This is a genomic window from Lentzea sp. NPDC004789 (assembly GCF_053601075.1).
Genome location: NZ_JBSGBE010000001.1, coordinates 748,379 through 765,584 on the forward strand (window position 1 = coordinate 748,379; position 17,206 = coordinate 765,584).

The window sequence follows — 17,206 nt, forward strand, 5'->3', positions numbered from 1 at the left end:
CGATGACGCACCACGTGACCGTGATGAGCCGCGAGACGTGCCACTCGTGCCACGTCGCCGAGGCCGAGGTCGAACGGATCTGCGGCGAGGTGGGCGCGACCTGGTCCGTGCAGGACGTGGACGCCGACCCCGAGCTGCGGGCCGAGTACGGCGACCGGGTGCCGGTGTTCCTGGTCGACGGGGTCGAGCACGGCTACTGGCAGGTGGAGGAGGACCGCCTGCGGGCGGCCCTCGCCTGACCTTTCGTCCCCTTTTGGCCCGGCAACGCGACCGATGTGACGAGCGTCTCCTCCATGTACTGACTCCAACGTCTCGGGGGAGACGACATGAGGAGACTCATCGGAACATTTCTGCTGGTGTTGGGCTTCGTGGCGGGCGGGACCGCCGTCGCGGACGCGGCGCCGCTGCCGACGTGCAAGTCGGTCGACCTCGACATCACGTCCATCGACCGGGGTGCGGCGGCGGGAACGGCCTACCGGGAGATCAAGCTCACCATGCGCAGGCTCGGGGCCTGCGTGCTGAAGGGGTTCCCCGGCGTGTCCTACGTGGACCGCGCCGACGCCCAGGTGGGCAACCCGGCGAGGCGCAACGGGCCTACCGGTGACCTGATCACGCTGGCGTACGGCGCCTCGGTGTCCGCCACCGTCGGCTTCGCCAATCCGGGGAACTACGACCCGGAGGACTGCCTGCCACAGCCGGTGTGGGGCATCAAGGTCTACCCGCCGGACGAGTTCGTGCCGCTGTACGTCGAGTACGCCGACGAGGTGGGATGCGGCGGGACCTCGGTCACCCCGCTGAGCGTCACGGCGGTGTACCCGAGCTAGGCGGTCAGCCCGAGCTCACGCCAGCCCTGGTCACCGGCCGGCGTGAGCACGACCGCGCGGGTCGTGCCGATGCGCCTGACCCAGCCGCGCTCGAAGAACACCGCGCAGAGGTGCGCCGCGGCGGCCCCGGCGAGGTGCGGGACGCGTTCGGTCCAGTCCAGACAGGCCCTGCTGACCTGGCGTTTCGACGGTTCGAAGCCGAGCTCCTGCAACCACACCAGGCCCGGCTCGGTGATCGCCAGGTCAGCCGTCACCACCCCCAGGTCGAGCAGGCCGGACTTCAGCGCGATGCCGAGCTTCCCGGCCAGGTGGTCGTAGCAGGTGCGGCCGCGGGCCATCGCCTCCGAAGCGGACGTCGCCCGCAGCCCACGTGGCCGGGACGGCCCGGCGAAGGCGGTCATGGTCTCCAGCAGCTCGGCGACGTGCGGACCGGCCAGCGACACGTACCGGTGGCGGCCCTGGCGGTGCTCCACGAGCAGGCCGCCCTCGATCAACCGCGTCAGGTGCTCGCTGGCGGTCGACGCAGCGACGCGGGCGTGGGCCGCCAGCTCCGTTGCCGTCCAGGCCCTGCCGTCCAGCAGGGCCTCGCAGAACGCGGCTCGCGTGCGGTCGGCGAGCAGTGCGGCCAGTACGTGCACGACCGCCATTCTGCTGCCGGAACACTTCGGCCGGCACCGAAACGTCCGCGTCCTAGCGTCGGCGTCATGACCGAGGAGCTGCTGAGCCTGCCCGTCCCTTCCGTTCCCGCGGGCGATCGAGGCGTGGCCTGGCTGCGCGCGAACGTCGTCCGCTTCAGCAACGGCGCCGAGCACGCCCGCAGGCGCGCGCTCACGGAGAAGCTGCTCGACGGCGTCAACGCCACCACGCTCGACGAGCTCGCGACCCGGCTCGGCCTGCCGGGTTCGCTCCCGGACATCGCGAAGATCACGTACCACCCGCACGAGCCCGTCACCGCGGCAGCCGACGCCGCCGTGGAACGCCTCGCGGGCGACCACGGCGAGGAGGCCGCCGCACGGATCGGGCTGCTCGTGCAGGCCTGGACGGCCACGCACGCGCTCGCCGAGCACCTCCGCACCGGGAACCCCGCCCCGCCGGTCCCGATCACGCGCAGGGCCGCTGAGGGCGGCGTGATCGAGGTCGGCCTCGACGCGCACCCGTTCGGGCACGGGCCGCACGCCTGCCCAGGGCGAACACTGGCCACCAAGATCGCCAAGAACATGGCGTTCAAGGCCATGCACCACCAGGACGAGCCGCTGGTCCTCCCCAACGCGTGGGACTACTCGTCGGCGGCCGCCCTGCACGCGGCGGGCTTCCTGGCGATCGGCACGACGAGCCTCGGTGTCGCGGCCGCGCACGGCCTCCCCGACGGCATGGGGCTCGCCGGAGAGCAGGCGGTCGCGCTGGCGGCACTGCTCAAGGACCTGCCGTGCCCGGTCACCGTCGACCTGGAGTCGGGCTTCGGCCAGGACCCCGCCGAACTGGTCGCGAACCTCGACGCGGCCGGGGTGAACCTGGAGGACGGTCGCCCGCACGGCCTCGCCGCACCGGAGGAGCAGGCGCTCCTGATCAGCAGGGTGAAGGAGCGCGCCCCCGGCGTCTTCCTGAACGCCCGCATCGACACCCACTGGCACGGCATCGCGATCGAGGAGACCGAGGAGCGCGCCAGGAGGTACGTCGACGCCGGCGCGGACGGGATCTTCGTGCCCGGCCTGACCGAGCCGCGCGACATCGAGAAGCTCGCGCACCTGGCGCCGTTGAACGTGCTGGCCCAGCAACGCACACCGGCCCAGCTCCGCGACCTCGGCGTGCGGCGGATCAGCACCGGGTCGCTGCTGTTCCGAGCCGCGCTGCGGCACACCGTCGCGACCGCGAAAGCGGTGCGCGACGGTGGCACGGCACAAGCGTTCGGCTACGCCGAGGTGCAGGCGCTGATCAGCCCAGGAACACGTTCCGACGCTGGGTGAGCAGGCGGTACAGGGTCTGCTGGATCGTCTCGCGCACCTGGTCGGTGAGGTTGAAGACGAGCATCGGGTCGTCGGCCGCGTTCTCGCCGAACACGTCGGTGCGGATCGGCTCGCCGAACTCGATGTACCACTTCGACGGCAACGGGATGGCGCCGAGCGGCCCGAGCAACGGGAAGAACGGTGTCACCGGGAAGTACGGGAAGCCGAACAGCCGCGCCAGCGCCTTGATGTCGCCGATCATCGGGTAGATCTCCTCGGCCCCGACGATCGAGCACGGGATGATCGGCGTACCGGTCTTCAGCGCGGCGGCGACGAAACCGCCGCGGCCGAAGCGCTGCAGCTTGTAGCGGTCCTTGAACGGCTTGCCGATGCCCTTGAAGCCCTCCGGCCACACGCCGACGAGCTCACCCGACGACAGCAGCCGCTCGGCGTCCGGGTTGCAGGCGAGCGTCTGGCCGGACTTGCGGGCCAGCGCGCCCAGCAACGGCGTGCGGAACACCAGGTCGGCGCCGAGCATGCGCATGTGCCGCCCCGCTGGGTGCTCGGACGCGATGCCGAAGGACGTCATCAGCGCGTCGAGCGGCAACGTGCCGGAGTGGTTCGCCACGATCAGCGCGCCACCGGCCGTGGGGATGTTGGACATCCCGATCGTCTCGACCCGGAACCACTTCTCGTACAACGGCTTCAGCGGCGGCATCAGCACGTTCTCGGTGAGGTCGCGGTCGAAACCGAACTCGTCGATCTGGTAGTCGCCCGCGATCCGCCTGCGCGCGAACGACAGCAGGTCGGCCAGCCTGCGCTCCCAGTCCGGTGTCTCGGACTGCTGCTGCGCGGGCTCGGGGACCACCTCGACGTGGCGTGATCTGCGCGCGGCGTCGCGCTCCGGGTCGTGCAGCGGGATAACGCGTGCTCCTGCCACTGCGTTCATCTCCTCAGGCAAAGATCAGCGGAAACGAGCGGCCACGTCGAGGATTCCCCGTTCCGCGGCGGCAATCGTCTCCGGGTCGATGAGCGGCTTCAGGCCTCGTCCGCTCACGTAGTCGTCGAACGCCTGCTGAGTGGTCCATCGCGGCGTGAACCCGAACTCCTTCTTCAGCAGGGTGGTGTCGACCACACGCCCCCAGTTGAGGAACCTCATCTGGTCGGGCGAGAAGTCGACGAGCCGGGCGCTCCGGAAGAAGCCGCCGACGGTGGGCACGGCCACGCTGGGCACCGGCAGGTTCAGCCTGCCCGCCCGCCGGATGGCCTGCGACAGCAGCAGCACGCCGTCGCCTCCCACGTTGAACACACCGGGCAGGTCGTGCAGCGTCGCGCGTTCGAGGACAGCGAGGGCGTCCTCGGAGTGCAGCAGCTGCACACGAGCGTCGTAGCCCAGGACGGTGGGCACGACCGGGAGGGCGAAGTAGCGGGTCAGCACCGTGTCGATGCGCGGACCGATGAAGTTCGTGAACCGGAGTGTGGTGACGTTCACGTCCGGGCGGCGACGGCCGAACCCGCGCACGTACCCCTCGACCTCGACGGCGTCCTTGGCGTAACCGGACGACGGCAGGTCCTTGGGGCCCATGTCCTCGGTGAACACCGCGGGGTCGCGGCTGCTGGACCCGTACACGGCGCTGGTGGACTTCACGACGAGCTTCTGCACCTTGGGCGACTTCTGGCACGCGGCCAGCAGCTGCATGGTGCCGATGACGTTCATCTCCTTCATCGCCGTGCGACCGGTGGGCCCGGCCGGGTTGGCGGTGACGGACGCGTGCACGACCGTGTCCACGTTCGCGGTGGAGATGACCTTGCTGATCAGCGGGTTGCGGATGTCGGCCCGCACGAACTCCGCCCGGCCCATCCTGCGCAGGAGATCACGCGGCGGCGGCTCGGTGTCCACGCCGAGCACGCGCTCGATGTCCGGGTTGGCGGCGAACCGCGCGGCGAGATGGCCGCCGAGGAAGCGGCTGACTCCGGTGACGAGGACGACCTTGGGCGTCATGCGACTCCAAGCAGAAGGGCGTTGCGATTGGTCGATGCTACAAGCCAGATGTGAAACCGGAGGGGGCCGGAACGCCCTCTTGACGCAGGTCACGCAGGCTTTACCCGCTAATCACCCGATCGGCGGCGACCGTTCCCGTGTTTCCCGCCGCTCATCTCACAGGGTGATATTCCGTGTGTGCGCAAGCACCTGGGTGCGGCCACTCGGGCGACCCCGCGAACGCAACCGCCGCCGGACCCGCGAGGGGACCGGCGGCGGTAAGAGCGCGCACGGGCTTACTTGCCGCGCTTCCTGCGCTGGACACGGGTCTTGCGCAGCAGCTTGCGGTGCTTCTTCTTCGACATGCGCTTGCGGCGCTTCTTGATGACCGAGCCCATGCGGGATCCTTAGCTCTAGACGTTGCTTTGACTGGCGCGCCCCAGCCTTGGCCGTGTCAAGCACGGCGCGCCGGTAAGCACGATCGGCCTACCAGTCTACCCGCTGGGGTTCGCCAGTCTTCAGCAGCCTTCAGCCAGCGTCGAAGTACGCGTTCTCGAGGTAGGCGTGGACCGCTTTCTCGGGCACCCGGAACGACTTGCCGACCCTCACTGCGGGCAGCTCACCGGAGTGCACCAGGCGGTACACGGTCATCTTCGAGACCCGCATCATCGAGGCCACTTCGGCCACGGTCAGGAACTGCACCTGAGCGAGACCTGTTCGTTCGTTCTCCTTCGCAGGCATGTATCACCGCATCCTTCGACACGTGTCGTGCCGTCGGTCTTCCCCACCGACGGTTCGACACGCACGTGCTCTCCTGAGAGTAGCGGGACTGGTGTGACTCCTGCGACGTCCAACCAGTGCTGCTTGCGAGCAACGCGGGGCCTCCCGCGTTTCCCCGGACGGCACGCGGGGCCCCCGCGTCCTCTCCTGGAGTACGAAAGCTCCCCGCGTGCCCTCAGTCCTCGTGCTGACGGCCCAGTTCGACGGAGCGGTCGCGGGCCGACTCGATGGCGGCCAGCAGGGCCGCGCGGACGCCGTGCTTCTCCAGCTCGCGGATCGCCATGATCGTCGTTCCGGCGGGCGAGGTGACCGCCTCGCGCAGGATGACCGGGTGCGACGAGCCCTCGTTCAGCATCGTCGCGGCGCCCACGGCCGACTGGATGATCAACGTGGAGGCCAGGTCGCGCGGGATGCCGAGCAGGATGCCCGCGTCGATCATCGCCTCGACCAGGAAGAAGAAGTAGGCGGGGCCCGAGCCGGACAACGCCGTCACGGCGTCCTGCTGCGACTCCGGCACGACCGCGACCTTGCCCACGGTCGAGAGGAGCTCCTCGACGACCTTGAGGTGCTCTGGCGTGGCGTTGGAGCCGCCGGAGACCGCGCTCATGGCCTCGCCGACGACCATCGGCGTGTTCGGCATGACCCGCACGACCGGCGTGCCCTCGGGCAGCCTGCGCTCGAACAGCGCCGTCGGCAGGCCCGCGCACAGCGAGACGATGAGCGTGCCCGCGCGCAGCACCGGCTTCAGCTCGGTGAGCAACGGTTCGATGTCCTGCGGCTTGACCGCCACGATCAGCACGTCGGCCTTCGCGGCCGCGCCCGCGACCGTGACCGCCTCGAACCCGTACTGCTCGGTGAGTGAGCGGGCACGGGCCTCGTGCTTCTCGGTGAACATCAGATCGGTGGCCGCGCGGCCACCCTGCAGAAGCCCGGACAGCAGCGCCTCACCGATCTTGCCCGCGCCGAGCACCGCGATCTTCGTCATCGGTCAAGTCTCACACAACGCCCTCAGACAGCAGGTGTCAGCGCCAGCTGCCTCGCCTGACACACCAACCGCCCGGCCGCGTCGATCACGGTGGCGTCCTCGTCGAACCACTGCCCGTGCACCGCCTGGCAGGTGACGTGCAGGCGCAGCCACCCCGGCGCCGGCCTGGCCCGCAGCAACGCGGTCAGCTGCACCGTGGGCGACCAGCCGAAGCGGCCGAGGTTGAACGTCACCGGCATCGACAGGTCACCCGCGAGCAACGCGAAGTACGGGTCCGGCTGCTCGTCGATCGGGCGCGCCCACAGCTTGAGCGTGAGCGGTCCGTCCGTGCGCCGGTCGAGGAAGCTCGCGCTCTCCCGGTCCACCCGCAGGTCGCACAGGCTGCCGACCTTGTAGATGCCGCCGCTCGGGAACGTCGCGAGCTCCACCGCGCCGGGTGGCGGCGCTGCGGGCATCGATGGCAGGTTCGCGTAGTCGGCGCGGTGCTCGGGAATCCGTCCCGTGGTGACCGACGCCTCGACGCAGACCTGCCCGCGCTGCTCCAGCTGGACGGCGACCACCGTGGCGGTCCGGCCAGCCTTGCGGATGTCGGTGCGGACCAGCACCGGTCCGACCTCGGGTGCCCGCAGGAACTGGGCCGAGACCGCGAGCGGATCGGCGTCGGTGACCTGGGCCGCGGCACGGGTCATCACCGCGAGCAGGAACCCGCCGTGGGGCTTGGGGCCGACGGTCCACTCGGCAGGCAGGGACGCCGTGAAGGTTCCGTCACCGAGCGACCGGACGGCGCTGGACTTGGTGAAGGTCATGAGCGGCTGGCCAGCGAACGCAGGAAGAAGGTCACGTTGGCAGGCCGTTCCGCGAGTCGCCGCATGAGATATCCGTACCACTGCTCGCCGTAGGGGACATAAACGCGAGTGCCGAGACGCCGCTGCTCGTCGGGCCGGATGCCGTACAACATCTGGTACTCGAAGTCGGTTTTGTCATACCAGCGAGCCCGCTCGCCGATGATCTCGATCAGCCTCGGGTCGTGCGTCGCGAACATCGGATACCCCTCTCCCGCGAGGAGCACGTTGAGGCAGCGCACGTAGTTCAGATCAACTTCGTGCGGATCCTGGATCGCCACCTCCGGCGGCTCCGCGTAGGCGCCCTTGACCAGCCTCACCCTGCTGCCGGGGCCCGCGAGCTGCTTGCAGTCGTCCAGCGTCCGGTGCAGGTAGGTCTGCAGCACGGCGCCCACCCACGGCCAGGTGCGCCGCAGTTCGTGCAGGACCCGCAACGTGGAATCCGTCGTCGTGTGATCTTCCATGTCGAGCGTGACGGTCGTGCCGCACTGCTCGGCCGCGGCGCAGATGCGGGAGGCATTCGTCAGGGCGAGCGACTCGTCGAGCGCCTGCCCGACCGCCGAAAGTTTGACGCTCACTTCTGCGTTCTGGGCCAGCCCGGCGGCGTGCAGCGCGTCGAGGAGCTCCAGATACGCCTGGACGGTCTTCTCCGCCTGGCGCTTGTCGGTGGTGTCCTCACCGAGGTAGTCCAGCGTCACCGGCAGCCCGAGCCCGCGCACCACCTCGACGGCGTCCGCGGTGGTCTCGCCCGCGACGAAGCGCTTCACGACGTCACGGCTGATGGGCGCGTTGGCGACGAGGTGGCGCACGGTCTCGTTGCGAGACGCGGCCATGATCAACGCTCGCAGCGGGTTCACACCCCGAACCCTAACTCGCGAGTCGACTTACCGGTGGCCGGACTCGCAACCTCAGCGCGGCAGCGCCGAACGTCCCTTGCCGGAACCGCCTTCGGTCGGCCAGTCCAGGTGCAACCGGGCGAAGAGCAACGCCTCGGCCAGCATCTCCCGCCGTGCCGCCGCGGTCGGGGCCCGCCGGGTGTTGACCTCCAGCACGACCTGCCCGTCGAACCCGCCGCGCGCCAGCATCTCGCACAGCTCCGCGCACGGCTGAGTGCCGCGTCCGGGCACCATGTGCTCGTCCTTCGGCGCACCGGACCCGTCGGCGAGGTGGATGTGCCGCAGCCCGTCGCCCATCCGCTTGGCCAGCTCCAGCGCGTCCATGTGCGCGGCCGCCGAGTGCGACAGGTCGAGCGTGTAGTTGCGGTGCCCCACGTCCGTCGGATCGATGGACGGCTTGAACGCCGTCATCTGCACCGAACGCCCGCGCCCCAACGGGCGGCGGACCGGGAACATGTTCTCCACCGCGATCGCGATGCCGCTCTCGTCCTCCAGCGACGAGACCAGCTCGGCGAAGCCGTCCGCGTACTTGCGCTGCCACCGGAACGGCGGGTGCAGCACGACGGTCGGGGCGCCCAGTTCCGCGGCGGCCCGCACCGACTTGCGCAGGCGCTCGATCGGGTCCGGCGACCACACCCGTTGCGAGATCAGCAGGCAGGGCGCGTGCACGGCGAGGACCGGCATGCCCGTCCGTCCCGACAACCGGTCGACGGCGCGGATGTCCTGCGACACCGGATCGGCCCACACCATCAGCTCGACACCGTCGTAGCCCAGCTCGGACGCGATCTCGAACGCCGCTCCGGCGGGCTGCGGGTAGACCGACGCCGTGGAAAGCCCGACCGGGATGCGGCCCGTCAACTCTTCACCAGCAGCATCGCCGCTGGTGAGACGGTGACGATGAGGCCGACGAGCACGGCCAGGACGGTGGTTTGGAGGTCGTCCGCTCGGCGGATCTTGCGAACCAGCAACACCAGACCCACGGTAACCGCAAGCGCCACGACCAGTGCCGCCGCGGGTGCGGAGCGCCACAGGAAGTTGAAGGCGAGCCACAGCGCCGCGCCGCCGAGCACGCCGACGGCGAGCTGGCCGATCATGATCAGCCATTCCTTGGCGGGCGACCGGGACGGTTCCTCCTCCGGCTCGTCCATCGCCTCGTCGGCGTCGTCGAGACCGGCGGGGACCTCGTCCTCCTCGTCCTCGTCCGCGAGGTAATCGTCGTCCTCGGGCCGGTAGACGGCGTACTCCTGCGAGTCGTCGTCGTCCACGTACGGGCCGGGGTGGGCCGCGGTCGACTCCATCGGCGCCATGGACAGGTCGGTCTGGACGTCCGCGTCGTCATCGCCGAACCAGGCGTCGGGCTGGTTGTTCGGCAGCGGTTCCGGCAGCTTCGGCGGGGCCGGCGGCACGATCAGCACGGACTCGGTCTCGAGCGCAGCGATCTGGTCCACCGGTGCCTTGGCCGGGATGCGCGGCAGCTGCTCGGTCATCGCCTCGCGCGGAGGCAGGCCGGGCTTCGGGGCCGGCGTCGGCAGCTGCACCGACGGTGGCACCGGTTTGGGCGGCCGGGTGATGTTCGTGCGCGTCTGGGCGGGCCCGGCGCCGGTGTCCAGGCGCGAGGTCAGGTCGGGGCGCGGCATCTCCGGACGCGAGGGCGCCTCGGGACGCGGCAGGTCACCACGCGGGGGCAGATCGGGACGTGGCATGTCCGCGCGGGAGGGCGCCTCGGGACGAGGCAGGTCCGGACGCGGGGGCACGGCGTCCTGGCGGGGCAGGTCGGCGCGCGACGGCTGGTCGCGGACCTGCGGCACCTGCCGCGTCTGCTCGGCGGCAGCGGGCGGCGGGGGTGTCGCGGGTGGTGGACCGGGTCTGCGCACCTGCGGCGGCCCGACGGGCGGCGCCACCTGTGGTTTCGGCTGGTAGGCGGTGCGCTCGGCGGCTGCGGGCGGCGGTGCGACAGGAGGTGCCGCCGGAGGTTCGGGAGCCGCGCGGCGCCCCGGCTGGGGCTGGTCGTCGTCGCGGATCGCCATCAACCGGCCGCTGTCGGACAGGACCCGCTCGATGATCGTCTGGGGCGCGGTCTCCGGCTGCTGGACGTCGTCCTCGTCATCGGCCGCGCGGCGGCGTCGCCGACGTGGCGCAGCCTCTGAGCTGCCGCCGTACTGGGCGAGCAGTTCAGCGACTGTGCGCTGCGTCTGGTCCGATCCGCTCTCTCGACTCATCAACTCCACCGTGCCCCGTGCTGGCCAGTACGTCCAGTATCGCTCTGGTCCGTCCCATCAGTGTGGTCCAGCCGCCGAAGGATGACACCCTCCCGGAGCGCCCAGGGGCAAATCTCCAGCTGCGTGAGTGACAGGGCTCGCATCGTCGCCTCCGCGACCAGGGCGCCCGCGACCAGCTGGTGCGCTCTGGACGTGCTCACGCCTTCCAGTTCGGCCAGGTCGTGCGCCGACATCCGGGAGATGAACGCGATCAGCTGCCGCAGGCCCGCGTCCGTGAGCACGCGGCGTGCCCTGGGCCCGGCAGACGACGGCGCGGCCCCGGTGAGCCGCGCCAGTGTCCGGAACGTCTTCGAGGTGGCAACCACCCGATCGGGTTCGCCGGCGCGTTTCAGCTTCCGCGCGACGGGCGCGAGCTGCTCGGCCAGCCAGTCGGAGGTCTCGCGGACCTCCGAGCGCCGCGGCGGGTCCTTCTTGAAGCGGGTCCTCGTCAACCGGCCGGCGCCCAGCGGCACGGAGAACGCCATGTCCGGGTTCTCGTCGCGACCGACCGCCAGTTCGAGCGAGCCGCCGCCGATGTCGAGGCACAGCAGCTTGCCCGCGGACCAGCCGTACCAGCGGCGGACCGCGAGGAACGTGTACCGCGCCTCGTCCTCGCCGGACAGGACCTGAAGATCCACCCCGGTCTCGCCGCGCACCCGGTCGAGCACCTCGGCGGAGTTGCCGGCCTCGCGCACCGCCGAGGTCGCGAAGGCCATCAGGTCCTCGCAACCGGACTTGCGGGCCGACGCCTTCGCGCCGGCCACCGCGCGGACCAGCTGGTCAGCGCCGGCCTTGGTGAGCTGCCCCTTGTCGTCGAGCTGCTCGGCCAGGCGCAGGATCGTCTTCTCGGACGTCATCGGAATGGGGTGGGCACCACGATGCGCGTCCACCACCAGAAGGTGGACGGTGTTGGAACCCACGTCGAGAACGCCCAGGCGCACGCCGGAAACGGTACCTGGTCGTGTCCGTCAGGACTCGAACTTGTAACCGAGACCCCTCACGGTCACCAGGTGCCGCGGTGCCGACGGGTCGGGTTCGATCTTCGACCGCAGCCGCTTGACGTGCACGTCCAGCGTCTTCGTGTCACCGACGTAGTCGGCGCCCCACACGCGGTCGATCAGCTGTCCGCGGGTGAGCACGCGGCCGACGTTGCGCAGCAGGTACTCGAGGAGGTCGAACTCCTTGAGCGGCAGGCTGATGTCCTGACCGCCGACCGTGACGACGTGGCGTTCCACGTCCATCCGCACCGGACCGGCCTCGAGGATCTGCGGCAGCAGGTCCTCGGACTCTCCGCCGCGGCGCAGCACCGCGCGGATGCGGGCGATGAGCTCGCGGGCCGAGTAGGGCTTGGTGACGTAGTCGTCGGCGCCCAGTTCCAGGCCCACGACCTTGTCGATCTCACTGTCGCGCGCGGTCACCATGATCACCGGCACGGCGGAGCGCTGGCGCAGCTGCTTGCAGACGTCGGTGCCGCTCATGCCGGGCAGCATGAGGTCGAGCAGCACGATGTCGGCACCGTTGCGGTCGAACTCCTCCAGCGCCTCCTGACCGGTGGCCGCGAGCGCCGCGGTGAACCCCTCCTTGCGCAGCAGGAAGGCGAGCGGATCGGCGAAGGACTCCTCGTCCTCCACGATGAGCACCCTGGTCACAGCTCTCCTCCAGTGTCACCCGCGCCGGTGGGGACGAGGGTCGGGTTGGGTTCGGTCGCCGCGGCCGGCAGCCGCAGCGTGAAGGTGGACCCCGTTCCCGGCAGGCTCCACAGCTTCACCTCGCCACCGTGGTTGGCGGCGACGTGCTTGACGATCGCGAGCCCGAGACCGGTGCCCCCGGTCGCGCGCGATCGGGCCTTGTCCACGCGGTAGAACCGCTCGAAGACGCGCTGCTGCTGGTCCTCGGCGATGCCGATGCCGCGGTCGGTCACGGCGATCTCGACGTGCCCGTCCACCAACCGGCGGCTCACGCTCACCGGGCTGCCGGGCGGCGAGTACGCGACAGCGTTGTCCAGCAGGTTCGTCAACGCCGTGACCAGCAACGACCGGTCGCCCGGCACGACGAAGCCGCTCGGTTCGTCGGTGGTGATCGAGATGTTGACCGACTCGGCGGCGAGCTTCGAGCGCGACAGCGCCTCGTTGATCACGACGTCGATCTCGGTGTCGGACAGCTCCGGCAGCTTCTCCGCGCCCTGCAGGCGGGACAGCGCGATCAGCTCGGTGACGAGCGTGCCGAGGCGGGTGGCCTCCTGCATGATCTTCGCGCTGAAGCGGCGGACCTCCTCCTGGTCGTCGCTCGCGTCCAGCACGGCCTCCGCGAGCAGCGCCAGCGCGCCGACCGGGGTCTTGAGCTCGTGGCTGACGTTGGCCACGAAGTCGCGGCGCGTCTTCTCCAGCCGCACGGCCTCGGACTCGTCGCTCGCGTCCACGACCGTGAAGCCCTCGGTGAGCAACCGGACCTCGGCGTGCACCGCGGCGGGCTGCCGTCCCTTGGTCCCCTCGGGCGGCGAGAGGTCGACGTAGACGATCTCGTTGCTGTTGCGGACGGCCTCCGCGGCCTTGCGCGCGCGGTCGTCGACGCGGTTGTTGCGAACGACCCCGAGCTCTTCCGCACGGGGGTTGTGCAGCACGACGTCGCCGAAGTGGTTCAGCACCACGATGCCGTCGTGGGAGTCCTGGACGATCCGCTGCATGAGGTCGGCGACCGTGAGGCCTTCCGGCTTGCGGGGGTGCCGCGGAGCGGTGAATCTGCCAATGAGGAAACCGGCGATCACGCCGATGAGCGCGACGCCGATCGACACAGCGAGGTAACCCGTTGTGGTCACGGGCGAATGGTAAGCATCTTTACGGTGTCCTGGCCTAGTACGTGAGCGTGAACCGTGACGCCCGCGACACCTCAGTGGACAGTTGTTCCGCCCCTGGTCAGACCCCGTTCACCCAATCGTGATGCTACAAAAGCACGCGGGGACCTCCCGTACTCTCAGAAAGTACGAAAGGCCCCCGCGTGAGTTGTTAACGACCCTGGTTCGCGACGGCCGCGATGGCGTCTTTCGCCGCGTCGGGGTCGAGGTATTCGCCACCCGGCTTGAGCGGCTTCAGGTCCTCGTCGAGGTCGTAGCGCAGCGGGATGCCGGTCGGGATGTTCAGCCCCGCGATGGCCTCGTCCGAGATGCCGTCGAGGTGCTTCACGAGCGCGCGCAGCGAGTTGCCGTGCGCGGCCACGAGAACGGTCTTGCCGGTGCGCAGGTCGGGCACGATCGCCTCGTCCCAGTACGGCAGCATGCGCGCGACGACGTCCTTGAGGCACTCGGTCAGCGGCAGGTCCGGCCCCAGCTCCGCGTAGCGCGGGTCGGTGTCCTGGCTGAACTCGCTGCCGGGCTCGATCGGCGGCGGCGGGGTGTCGTAGGACCGGCGCCAGAGCATGAACTGCTCCTCGCCGTACGTGTCCAACGTCTGCTTCTTGTTCTTGCCCTGCAACGCGCCGTAGTGCCGCTCGTTGAGACGCCAGTCGCGGCGGACCGGGATCCAGTGCCGGTCGGCGGCGTCGAGCGCCAGGTTGGCGGTCATGATCGCCCGGCGCAGGAGGCTGGTGTGGAGGATCTCCGGCAGCAGCCCGGCCTCTTTGAGCAGCTTGCCGCCGCGGCGCGCCTCCTGCTCGCCCTTCTCCGACAGGGGAACGTCCACCCATCCGGTGAACAGGTTCTCCGCGTTCCACGTGCTCTCGCCGTGGCGGAGCAGCACCAAGGTTCCGACAGACATGGCAGCTAGCCTGCCATGCCGCACCTCCCGCCGTACCCGGGCGGGGCACCGCTATCCACGCCTTGGAACGCGGTGAGGCCCCGGCAGCATCCTGCCGGGGCCTCACTGGAGAAACAGCTCAGGCCTGTTCGCGGGCCCTCAGGTCCTTGCGCAGGATCTTGCCGGAGGCCGACTTCGGGATCGCCTCGATGAACTCCACCACGCGCACCTTCTTGTGCGGCGCCACGTGCGCGGCCACGAACTCCATCACGGCGCCGGCGTCCAGAGACGACCCGGGCTGCAGCACCACGAAGGCCTTCGGGATCTCCTCGCCGTCCGCGTCGCGCACGCCGATGACCGCGGCGTCGGCGATCTCGTCGTGGGTCAGCAGGACGGCTTCGAGCTCGGCCGGCGGGACCTGGTAGCCCTTGTACTTGATCAGTTCCTTGACGCGGTCGACGATCGAGACGATGCCGTCGGCGTCGATGACGGCCACGTCGCCGGTGTGCAGCCAGCCGTCCTCGTCGATGGTGGCGGCGGTGGCCTCCGGGTTGTTCAGGTAGCCCTTCATGATGTTCGGGCCCTTGCACCACAGTTCGCCGCGTTCGCCCACGCCGACGTCGGCACCGGTGGCGGGGTCGACCAGGCGGCATTCGAGGTTGGGGATGATCACGCCGACGGTGCCGATGGAGATGTCCTCACGGCCGTCCGGGATGGCGTGGCTGACCGGCGACATCTCGGTCATGCCGTAGCCCTGCGCGACCTTGCAGCCGATGCGCTTCTTCACCGCGTCGGCGAGGTCCTCGTCCAGCGGGGCGGCGCCGGAGAAGAGCATCTTCATCGCGGACAGGTCGTAGTTGTCGACGATCGGGTGCTTGGCGAGTGCGACGGCGACCGGTGGGGCGATGTAGACGCGGTCGGTCTTGTGCTCGGCGATCACGCGAAGGAACTCGGGCAGCTCGAACTTCGGCAGCGTCACGACGACACCGCCGATGTACAGGCCGTTGTTCATCAGCACCTGCATGCCGTAGATGTGGAAGAACGGCAGCACGGCGAGGATTCGGGTGTGCGGGCCGACGTCGGACAGGATCGGGCCGCACTGCACGAGGTTCGCGACCAGGTTGCGGTGCGTGAGCATCACGCCCTTGGGCAGGGCGGTCGTGCCGGACGAGTACGGCAGCACGGCGAGGTCCTCGGCCGGGTTGATCTCGACCGAAGGCACCTCGAAGTCATTGGCGAGCAGTTCGCTCAACGACGGGTAGCCCTCGGCCTGGTCCAGCACGACGACGTCGGTCACGCCGGCCTTCGCGGCGCCGGGGGCGGCGTTCGGCAGCAGCACGGACACCGTGAACAGCATCTTCGCGCCCGCGTCGTGCAGCTGGTGCGCGACCTCGTCCGGCGTGTAGAGGGCGTTGATGGTGGTGGCGGTGGCGCCCGCGCGGAGGATGCCGTGGAAGACGACGGCGTAGTAGGGCGTGTTGGGGCTGAGGATGCCGACCACGTCGCCCTTGCCGATGCCGCGCGCGGCGAGTGCGGCGGCCAGGCGGTCGATCGCGCCGGCGAGCTGGCCGTACGTGAGCGAGGCGCCGGACATGCCGTCGATCAACGCAACGCGGTCCGCCCGGTCGGCGATGTCGCCGAACAACAGCTGGTGCAGCGACACATCAGGGATCTCGACATCGGGGAACGGACTGCGAAAGACCATGCGGCGACCTCATTCACTCGCTGTACACCCAGCCTGTGGGCTCATCGTGAGCCAGCCCACTGAACAGGTCAAGGACTGCTCGATCGCTACAGATACGTTACTTAGCGCGTCTAAATACACTCGAATGGAGTAATACAAGCACTTGTGAACGCAATGATGTATCTGACAAGTTGATACCGCCTCCGCGAGTCGGCTCCCACGCTTACTCGACGAGCGCGAGGCACCTTTGCGCGGTTCGTCATCCCCCGTCGGATCGCGTGGCCCGCTTGGGATCCGGAGGCTCCCCCCGTCCACGGATCCACTGCAGCGGGGACCTTTGACGCGGGACGGCTCGATGCGACTCCCCCTCTCTCCCGAGCCGTTCCGCGCATCAAAAAGGATCACTCTCGGTAGAAGCTGATCAGGCTGCCTCGTTCGTTCGAGTGACACGCTTCCGGCGACGCAGCACGTAGATCACCGCCGCCGCGGGCAGCGCGAGCACCAGCACGAACGGCAGGAGAGCGCCGAGTGCCACGGTGATCCACCGCAGGAGTGTGAGCATCGCGTGCCACCCGGCGAGGAAAGCACCGCCGAAGCCGGCCTTCTCCGGCTCTGCAGGCGCGATCGGAACGGTGCTGACCTGCACGGTCAGCGTCGCCATCGCGACCTTCCCCTTCAGCGACTCGCTGCGCCGCTGCATGGACTCGAGCTCGCTCTGCCGCTTGGTCAGCTCGCTCTCGACCTGCGCGATCTCGGACGTCGTCCCGGCCCGCTCGAACAGCGCCCGCAACCGGTCCACGCTGGCCTTCTGCGTCGCGATCCGCGCGTCGACGTCGACCAGCTGGTCGGTGACGTCCTCACTGCGCAGCTCGCTCCGCGTGACCTCGCCGACCTGCTTGTCGAGGTTGCCCACGACGTGGTCCAGCTCGGCCGCGGGCACACGCAGGGTCACCGACGCGTAGGTCGACGTCGTGTTCTCCTGCCCGGCGAACCCGCCGACGGCCGCGACGCGGTCCTTGATCTTCCCCACGGCCGCCCGCACGTCGTCGGCACGCAGGTCCACGGTGGCCGTGCGCACCAGCTGACGGTCCGGCTGCTGCACCGGCTGCACGCCCGCCGGCTCCGGCTTCTCCTGCGGCGCCACCTTCTGGTCCGCTGCCTGCGGTGCGGCGGCGTCCATGCTCGCCGTACCCGAACTGTTGTTGCTGCACCCCGCGGAAACCAGGGTCAGCAACACGACTCCCACCCACAGCGCTGGTCTGCCCATGCCCATCGGACGGTTCCG

Annotated in this window: 19 protein-coding genes; 3 read left to right on the forward strand and 16 right to left on the reverse strand. The window is 69.8% G+C overall.

What is annotated here, in order from left to right; all coding sequences use genetic code 11:
• Window positions 1-2 precede the first annotated feature (2 nt).
• Together ACWEIJ_RS03715 and ACWEIJ_RS03720 are read left to right on the forward strand one after the other, a co-directional pair.
• Complete coding sequence (locus ACWEIJ_RS03715) at window positions 3-239, forward strand: glutaredoxin family protein (RefSeq protein ID WP_449835610.1); 237 nt, start codon at window positions 3-5, stop codon at window positions 237-239.
• 87 nt (window positions 240-326) lie between these two features.
• The gene (locus ACWEIJ_RS03720) at window positions 327-824 is read left to right on the forward strand and encodes a DUF4232 domain-containing protein (RefSeq protein WP_449835611.1); all 498 of its coding nucleotides are present in this window, start codon (window positions 327-329) and stop codon (window positions 822-824) included.
• On the opposite strand, the gene ACWEIJ_RS03725 is transcribed toward ACWEIJ_RS03720, so the two are convergent.
• Window positions 821-1,471 (reverse strand): ArsR/SmtB family transcription factor, encoded by a 651-nt coding sequence (locus ACWEIJ_RS03725; protein ID WP_449835612.1) that lies wholly within the window; start codon window positions 1,469-1,471, stop codon window positions 821-823. The genes ACWEIJ_RS03720 and ACWEIJ_RS03725 overlap by 4 nt on opposite strands.
• 57 nt (window positions 1,472-1,528) lie before the next feature.
• On the opposite strand from ACWEIJ_RS03725, the gene ACWEIJ_RS03730 reads away from it, so the two are divergent.
• Window positions 1,529-2,788, forward strand: coding sequence for an isocitrate lyase/PEP mutase family protein (locus tag ACWEIJ_RS03730; protein WP_449835613.1), 1,260 nt, complete (start codon window positions 1,529-1,531; stop codon window positions 2,786-2,788).
• Here ACWEIJ_RS03730 and ACWEIJ_RS03735 read toward each other — a convergent pair.
• From ACWEIJ_RS03735 to ACWEIJ_RS03805, 15 genes are all read right to left on the reverse strand, one after another.
• Window positions 2,757-3,716: a lysophospholipid acyltransferase family protein gene (locus ACWEIJ_RS03735; protein ID WP_449835614.1), complete on the reverse strand. Its 960-nt coding sequence runs from the start codon at window positions 3,714-3,716 to the stop codon at window positions 2,757-2,759. The two genes, ACWEIJ_RS03730 and ACWEIJ_RS03735, sit on opposite strands and share 32 nt — an antisense overlap.
• 15 nt (window positions 3,717-3,731) lie before the next feature.
• Window positions 3,732-4,769 (reverse strand): NAD-dependent epimerase/dehydratase family protein, encoded by a 1,038-nt coding sequence (locus ACWEIJ_RS03740; protein ID WP_449835615.1) that lies wholly within the window; start codon window positions 4,767-4,769, stop codon window positions 3,732-3,734.
• 275 nt (window positions 4,770-5,044) lie between these two features.
• Window positions 5,045-5,146, reverse strand: coding sequence for a 30S ribosomal protein bS22 (locus ACWEIJ_RS03745; protein WP_015105422.1), 102 nt, complete (start codon window positions 5,144-5,146; stop codon window positions 5,045-5,047).
• Between the two features lie 130 nt (window positions 5,147-5,276).
• Window positions 5,277-5,489: a helix-turn-helix domain-containing protein gene (locus ACWEIJ_RS03750; protein WP_030477960.1), complete on the reverse strand. Its 213-nt coding sequence runs from the start codon at window positions 5,487-5,489 to the stop codon at window positions 5,277-5,279.
• Between the two features lie 214 nt (window positions 5,490-5,703).
• Complete coding sequence (gene proC, locus ACWEIJ_RS03755; protein WP_449835616.1) at window positions 5,704-6,513, reverse strand: pyrroline-5-carboxylate reductase; 810 nt, start codon at window positions 6,511-6,513, stop codon at window positions 5,704-5,706.
• A gap of 23 nt (window positions 6,514-6,536) precedes the next feature.
• Complete coding sequence (locus ACWEIJ_RS03760) at window positions 6,537-7,319, reverse strand: thioesterase family protein (protein ID WP_449835617.1); 783 nt, start codon at window positions 7,317-7,319, stop codon at window positions 6,537-6,539.
• A complete protein-coding gene (locus ACWEIJ_RS03765; protein WP_449835618.1) occupies window positions 7,316-8,212 on the reverse strand; it encodes a proline dehydrogenase family protein in 897 nt (298 codons plus the stop codon). Before ACWEIJ_RS03765 ends, ACWEIJ_RS03760 begins: the two co-directional genes overlap by 4 nt.
• 51 nt (window positions 8,213-8,263) lie before the next feature.
• Window positions 8,264-9,109: a sugar phosphate isomerase/epimerase family protein gene (locus ACWEIJ_RS03770; protein WP_449835619.1), complete on the reverse strand. Its 846-nt coding sequence runs from the start codon at window positions 9,107-9,109 to the stop codon at window positions 8,264-8,266.
• On the reverse strand, window positions 9,106-10,470 hold the full coding sequence (locus tag ACWEIJ_RS03775; protein ID WP_449835620.1) for a hypothetical protein: 1,365 nt from the start codon (window positions 10,468-10,470) through the stop codon (window positions 9,106-9,108). The genes ACWEIJ_RS03770 and ACWEIJ_RS03775 overlap by 4 nt, the downstream gene beginning before the upstream one ends.
• Window positions 10,470-11,450, reverse strand: a complete 981-nt coding sequence (locus ACWEIJ_RS03780) for a Ppx/GppA phosphatase family protein (RefSeq protein WP_449835621.1) — start codon at window positions 11,448-11,450, stop codon at window positions 10,470-10,472. Before ACWEIJ_RS03780 ends, ACWEIJ_RS03775 begins: the two co-directional genes overlap by 1 nt.
• Window positions 11,451-11,477: 27 nt before the next feature.
• Complete coding sequence (locus ACWEIJ_RS03785; protein ID WP_053737067.1) at window positions 11,478-12,158, reverse strand: response regulator transcription factor; 681 nt, start codon at window positions 12,156-12,158, stop codon at window positions 11,478-11,480.
• The gene (locus ACWEIJ_RS03790; RefSeq protein ID WP_449835622.1) at window positions 12,155-13,324 is read right to left on the reverse strand and encodes a sensor histidine kinase; all 1,170 of its coding nucleotides are present in this window, start codon (window positions 13,322-13,324) and stop codon (window positions 12,155-12,157) included. The genes ACWEIJ_RS03785 and ACWEIJ_RS03790 overlap by 4 nt, the downstream gene beginning before the upstream one ends.
• Window positions 13,325-13,511: 187 nt before the next feature.
• A complete protein-coding gene (locus ACWEIJ_RS03795) occupies window positions 13,512-14,258 on the reverse strand; it encodes a phosphoglyceromutase (protein ID WP_449835623.1) in 747 nt (248 codons plus the stop codon).
• A 118-nt stretch (window positions 14,259-14,376) separates the two neighbouring features.
• Window positions 14,377-15,942, reverse strand: a complete 1,566-nt coding sequence (locus ACWEIJ_RS03800; protein ID WP_449835624.1) for an AMP-binding protein — start codon at window positions 15,940-15,942, stop codon at window positions 14,377-14,379.
• A gap of 400 nt (window positions 15,943-16,342) precedes the next feature.
• Complete coding sequence (locus ACWEIJ_RS03805; protein WP_449835625.1) at window positions 16,343-17,188, reverse strand: DUF4349 domain-containing protein; 846 nt, start codon at window positions 17,186-17,188, stop codon at window positions 16,343-16,345.
• Window positions 17,189-17,206 lie beyond the last annotated feature (18 nt).

Coding starts and splice junctions, on each gene's coding strand:
- ACWEIJ_RS03740 (WP_449835615.1), bottom strand. CDS start 4,769: ATGACGCCCAAGGTCGTCCTCGTCACCGGAGTCAGCCGCTTCCTCGGC.
- ACWEIJ_RS03730 (WP_449835613.1), top strand. CDS start 1,529: ATGACCGAGGAGCTGCTGAGCCTGCCCGTCCCTTCCGTTCCCGCGGGC.
- ACWEIJ_RS03720 (WP_449835611.1), top strand. CDS start 327: ATGAGGAGACTCATCGGAACATTTCTGCTGGTGTTGGGCTTCGTGGCG.
- ACWEIJ_RS03800 (WP_449835624.1), bottom strand. CDS start 15,942: ATGGTCTTTCGCAGTCCGTTCCCCGATGTCGAGATCCCTGATGTGTCG.
- ACWEIJ_RS03715 (WP_449835610.1), top strand. CDS start 3: ATGACGCACCACGTGACCGTGATGAGCCGCGAGACGTGCCACTCGTGC.
- ACWEIJ_RS03775 (WP_449835620.1), bottom strand. CDS start 10,470: ATGAGTCGAGAGAGCGGATCGGACCAGACGCAGCGCACAGTCGCTGAA.
- ACWEIJ_RS03745 (WP_015105422.1), bottom strand. CDS start 5,146: ATGGGCTCGGTCATCAAGAAGCGCCGCAAGCGCATGTCGAAGAAGAAG.
- ACWEIJ_RS03725 (WP_449835612.1), bottom strand. CDS start 1,471: ATGGCGGTCGTGCACGTACTGGCCGCACTGCTCGCCGACCGCACGCGA.
- ACWEIJ_RS03735 (WP_449835614.1), bottom strand. CDS start 3,716: ATGAACGCAGTGGCAGGAGCACGCGTTATCCCGCTGCACGACCCGGAG.
- ACWEIJ_RS03805 (WP_449835625.1), bottom strand. CDS start 17,188: ATGGGCAGACCAGCGCTGTGGGTGGGAGTCGTGTTGCTGACCCTGGTT.
- ACWEIJ_RS03750 (WP_030477960.1), bottom strand. CDS start 5,489: ATGCCTGCGAAGGAGAACGAACGAACAGGTCTCGCTCAGGTGCAGTTC.
- ACWEIJ_RS03760 (WP_449835617.1), bottom strand. CDS start 7,319: ATGACCTTCACCAAGTCCAGCGCCGTCCGGTCGCTCGGTGACGGAACC.
- proC (WP_449835616.1), bottom strand. CDS start 6,513: ATGACGAAGATCGCGGTGCTCGGCGCGGGCAAGATCGGTGAGGCGCTG.
- ACWEIJ_RS03795 (WP_449835623.1), bottom strand. CDS start 14,258: ATGTCTGTCGGAACCTTGGTGCTGCTCCGCCACGGCGAGAGCACGTGG.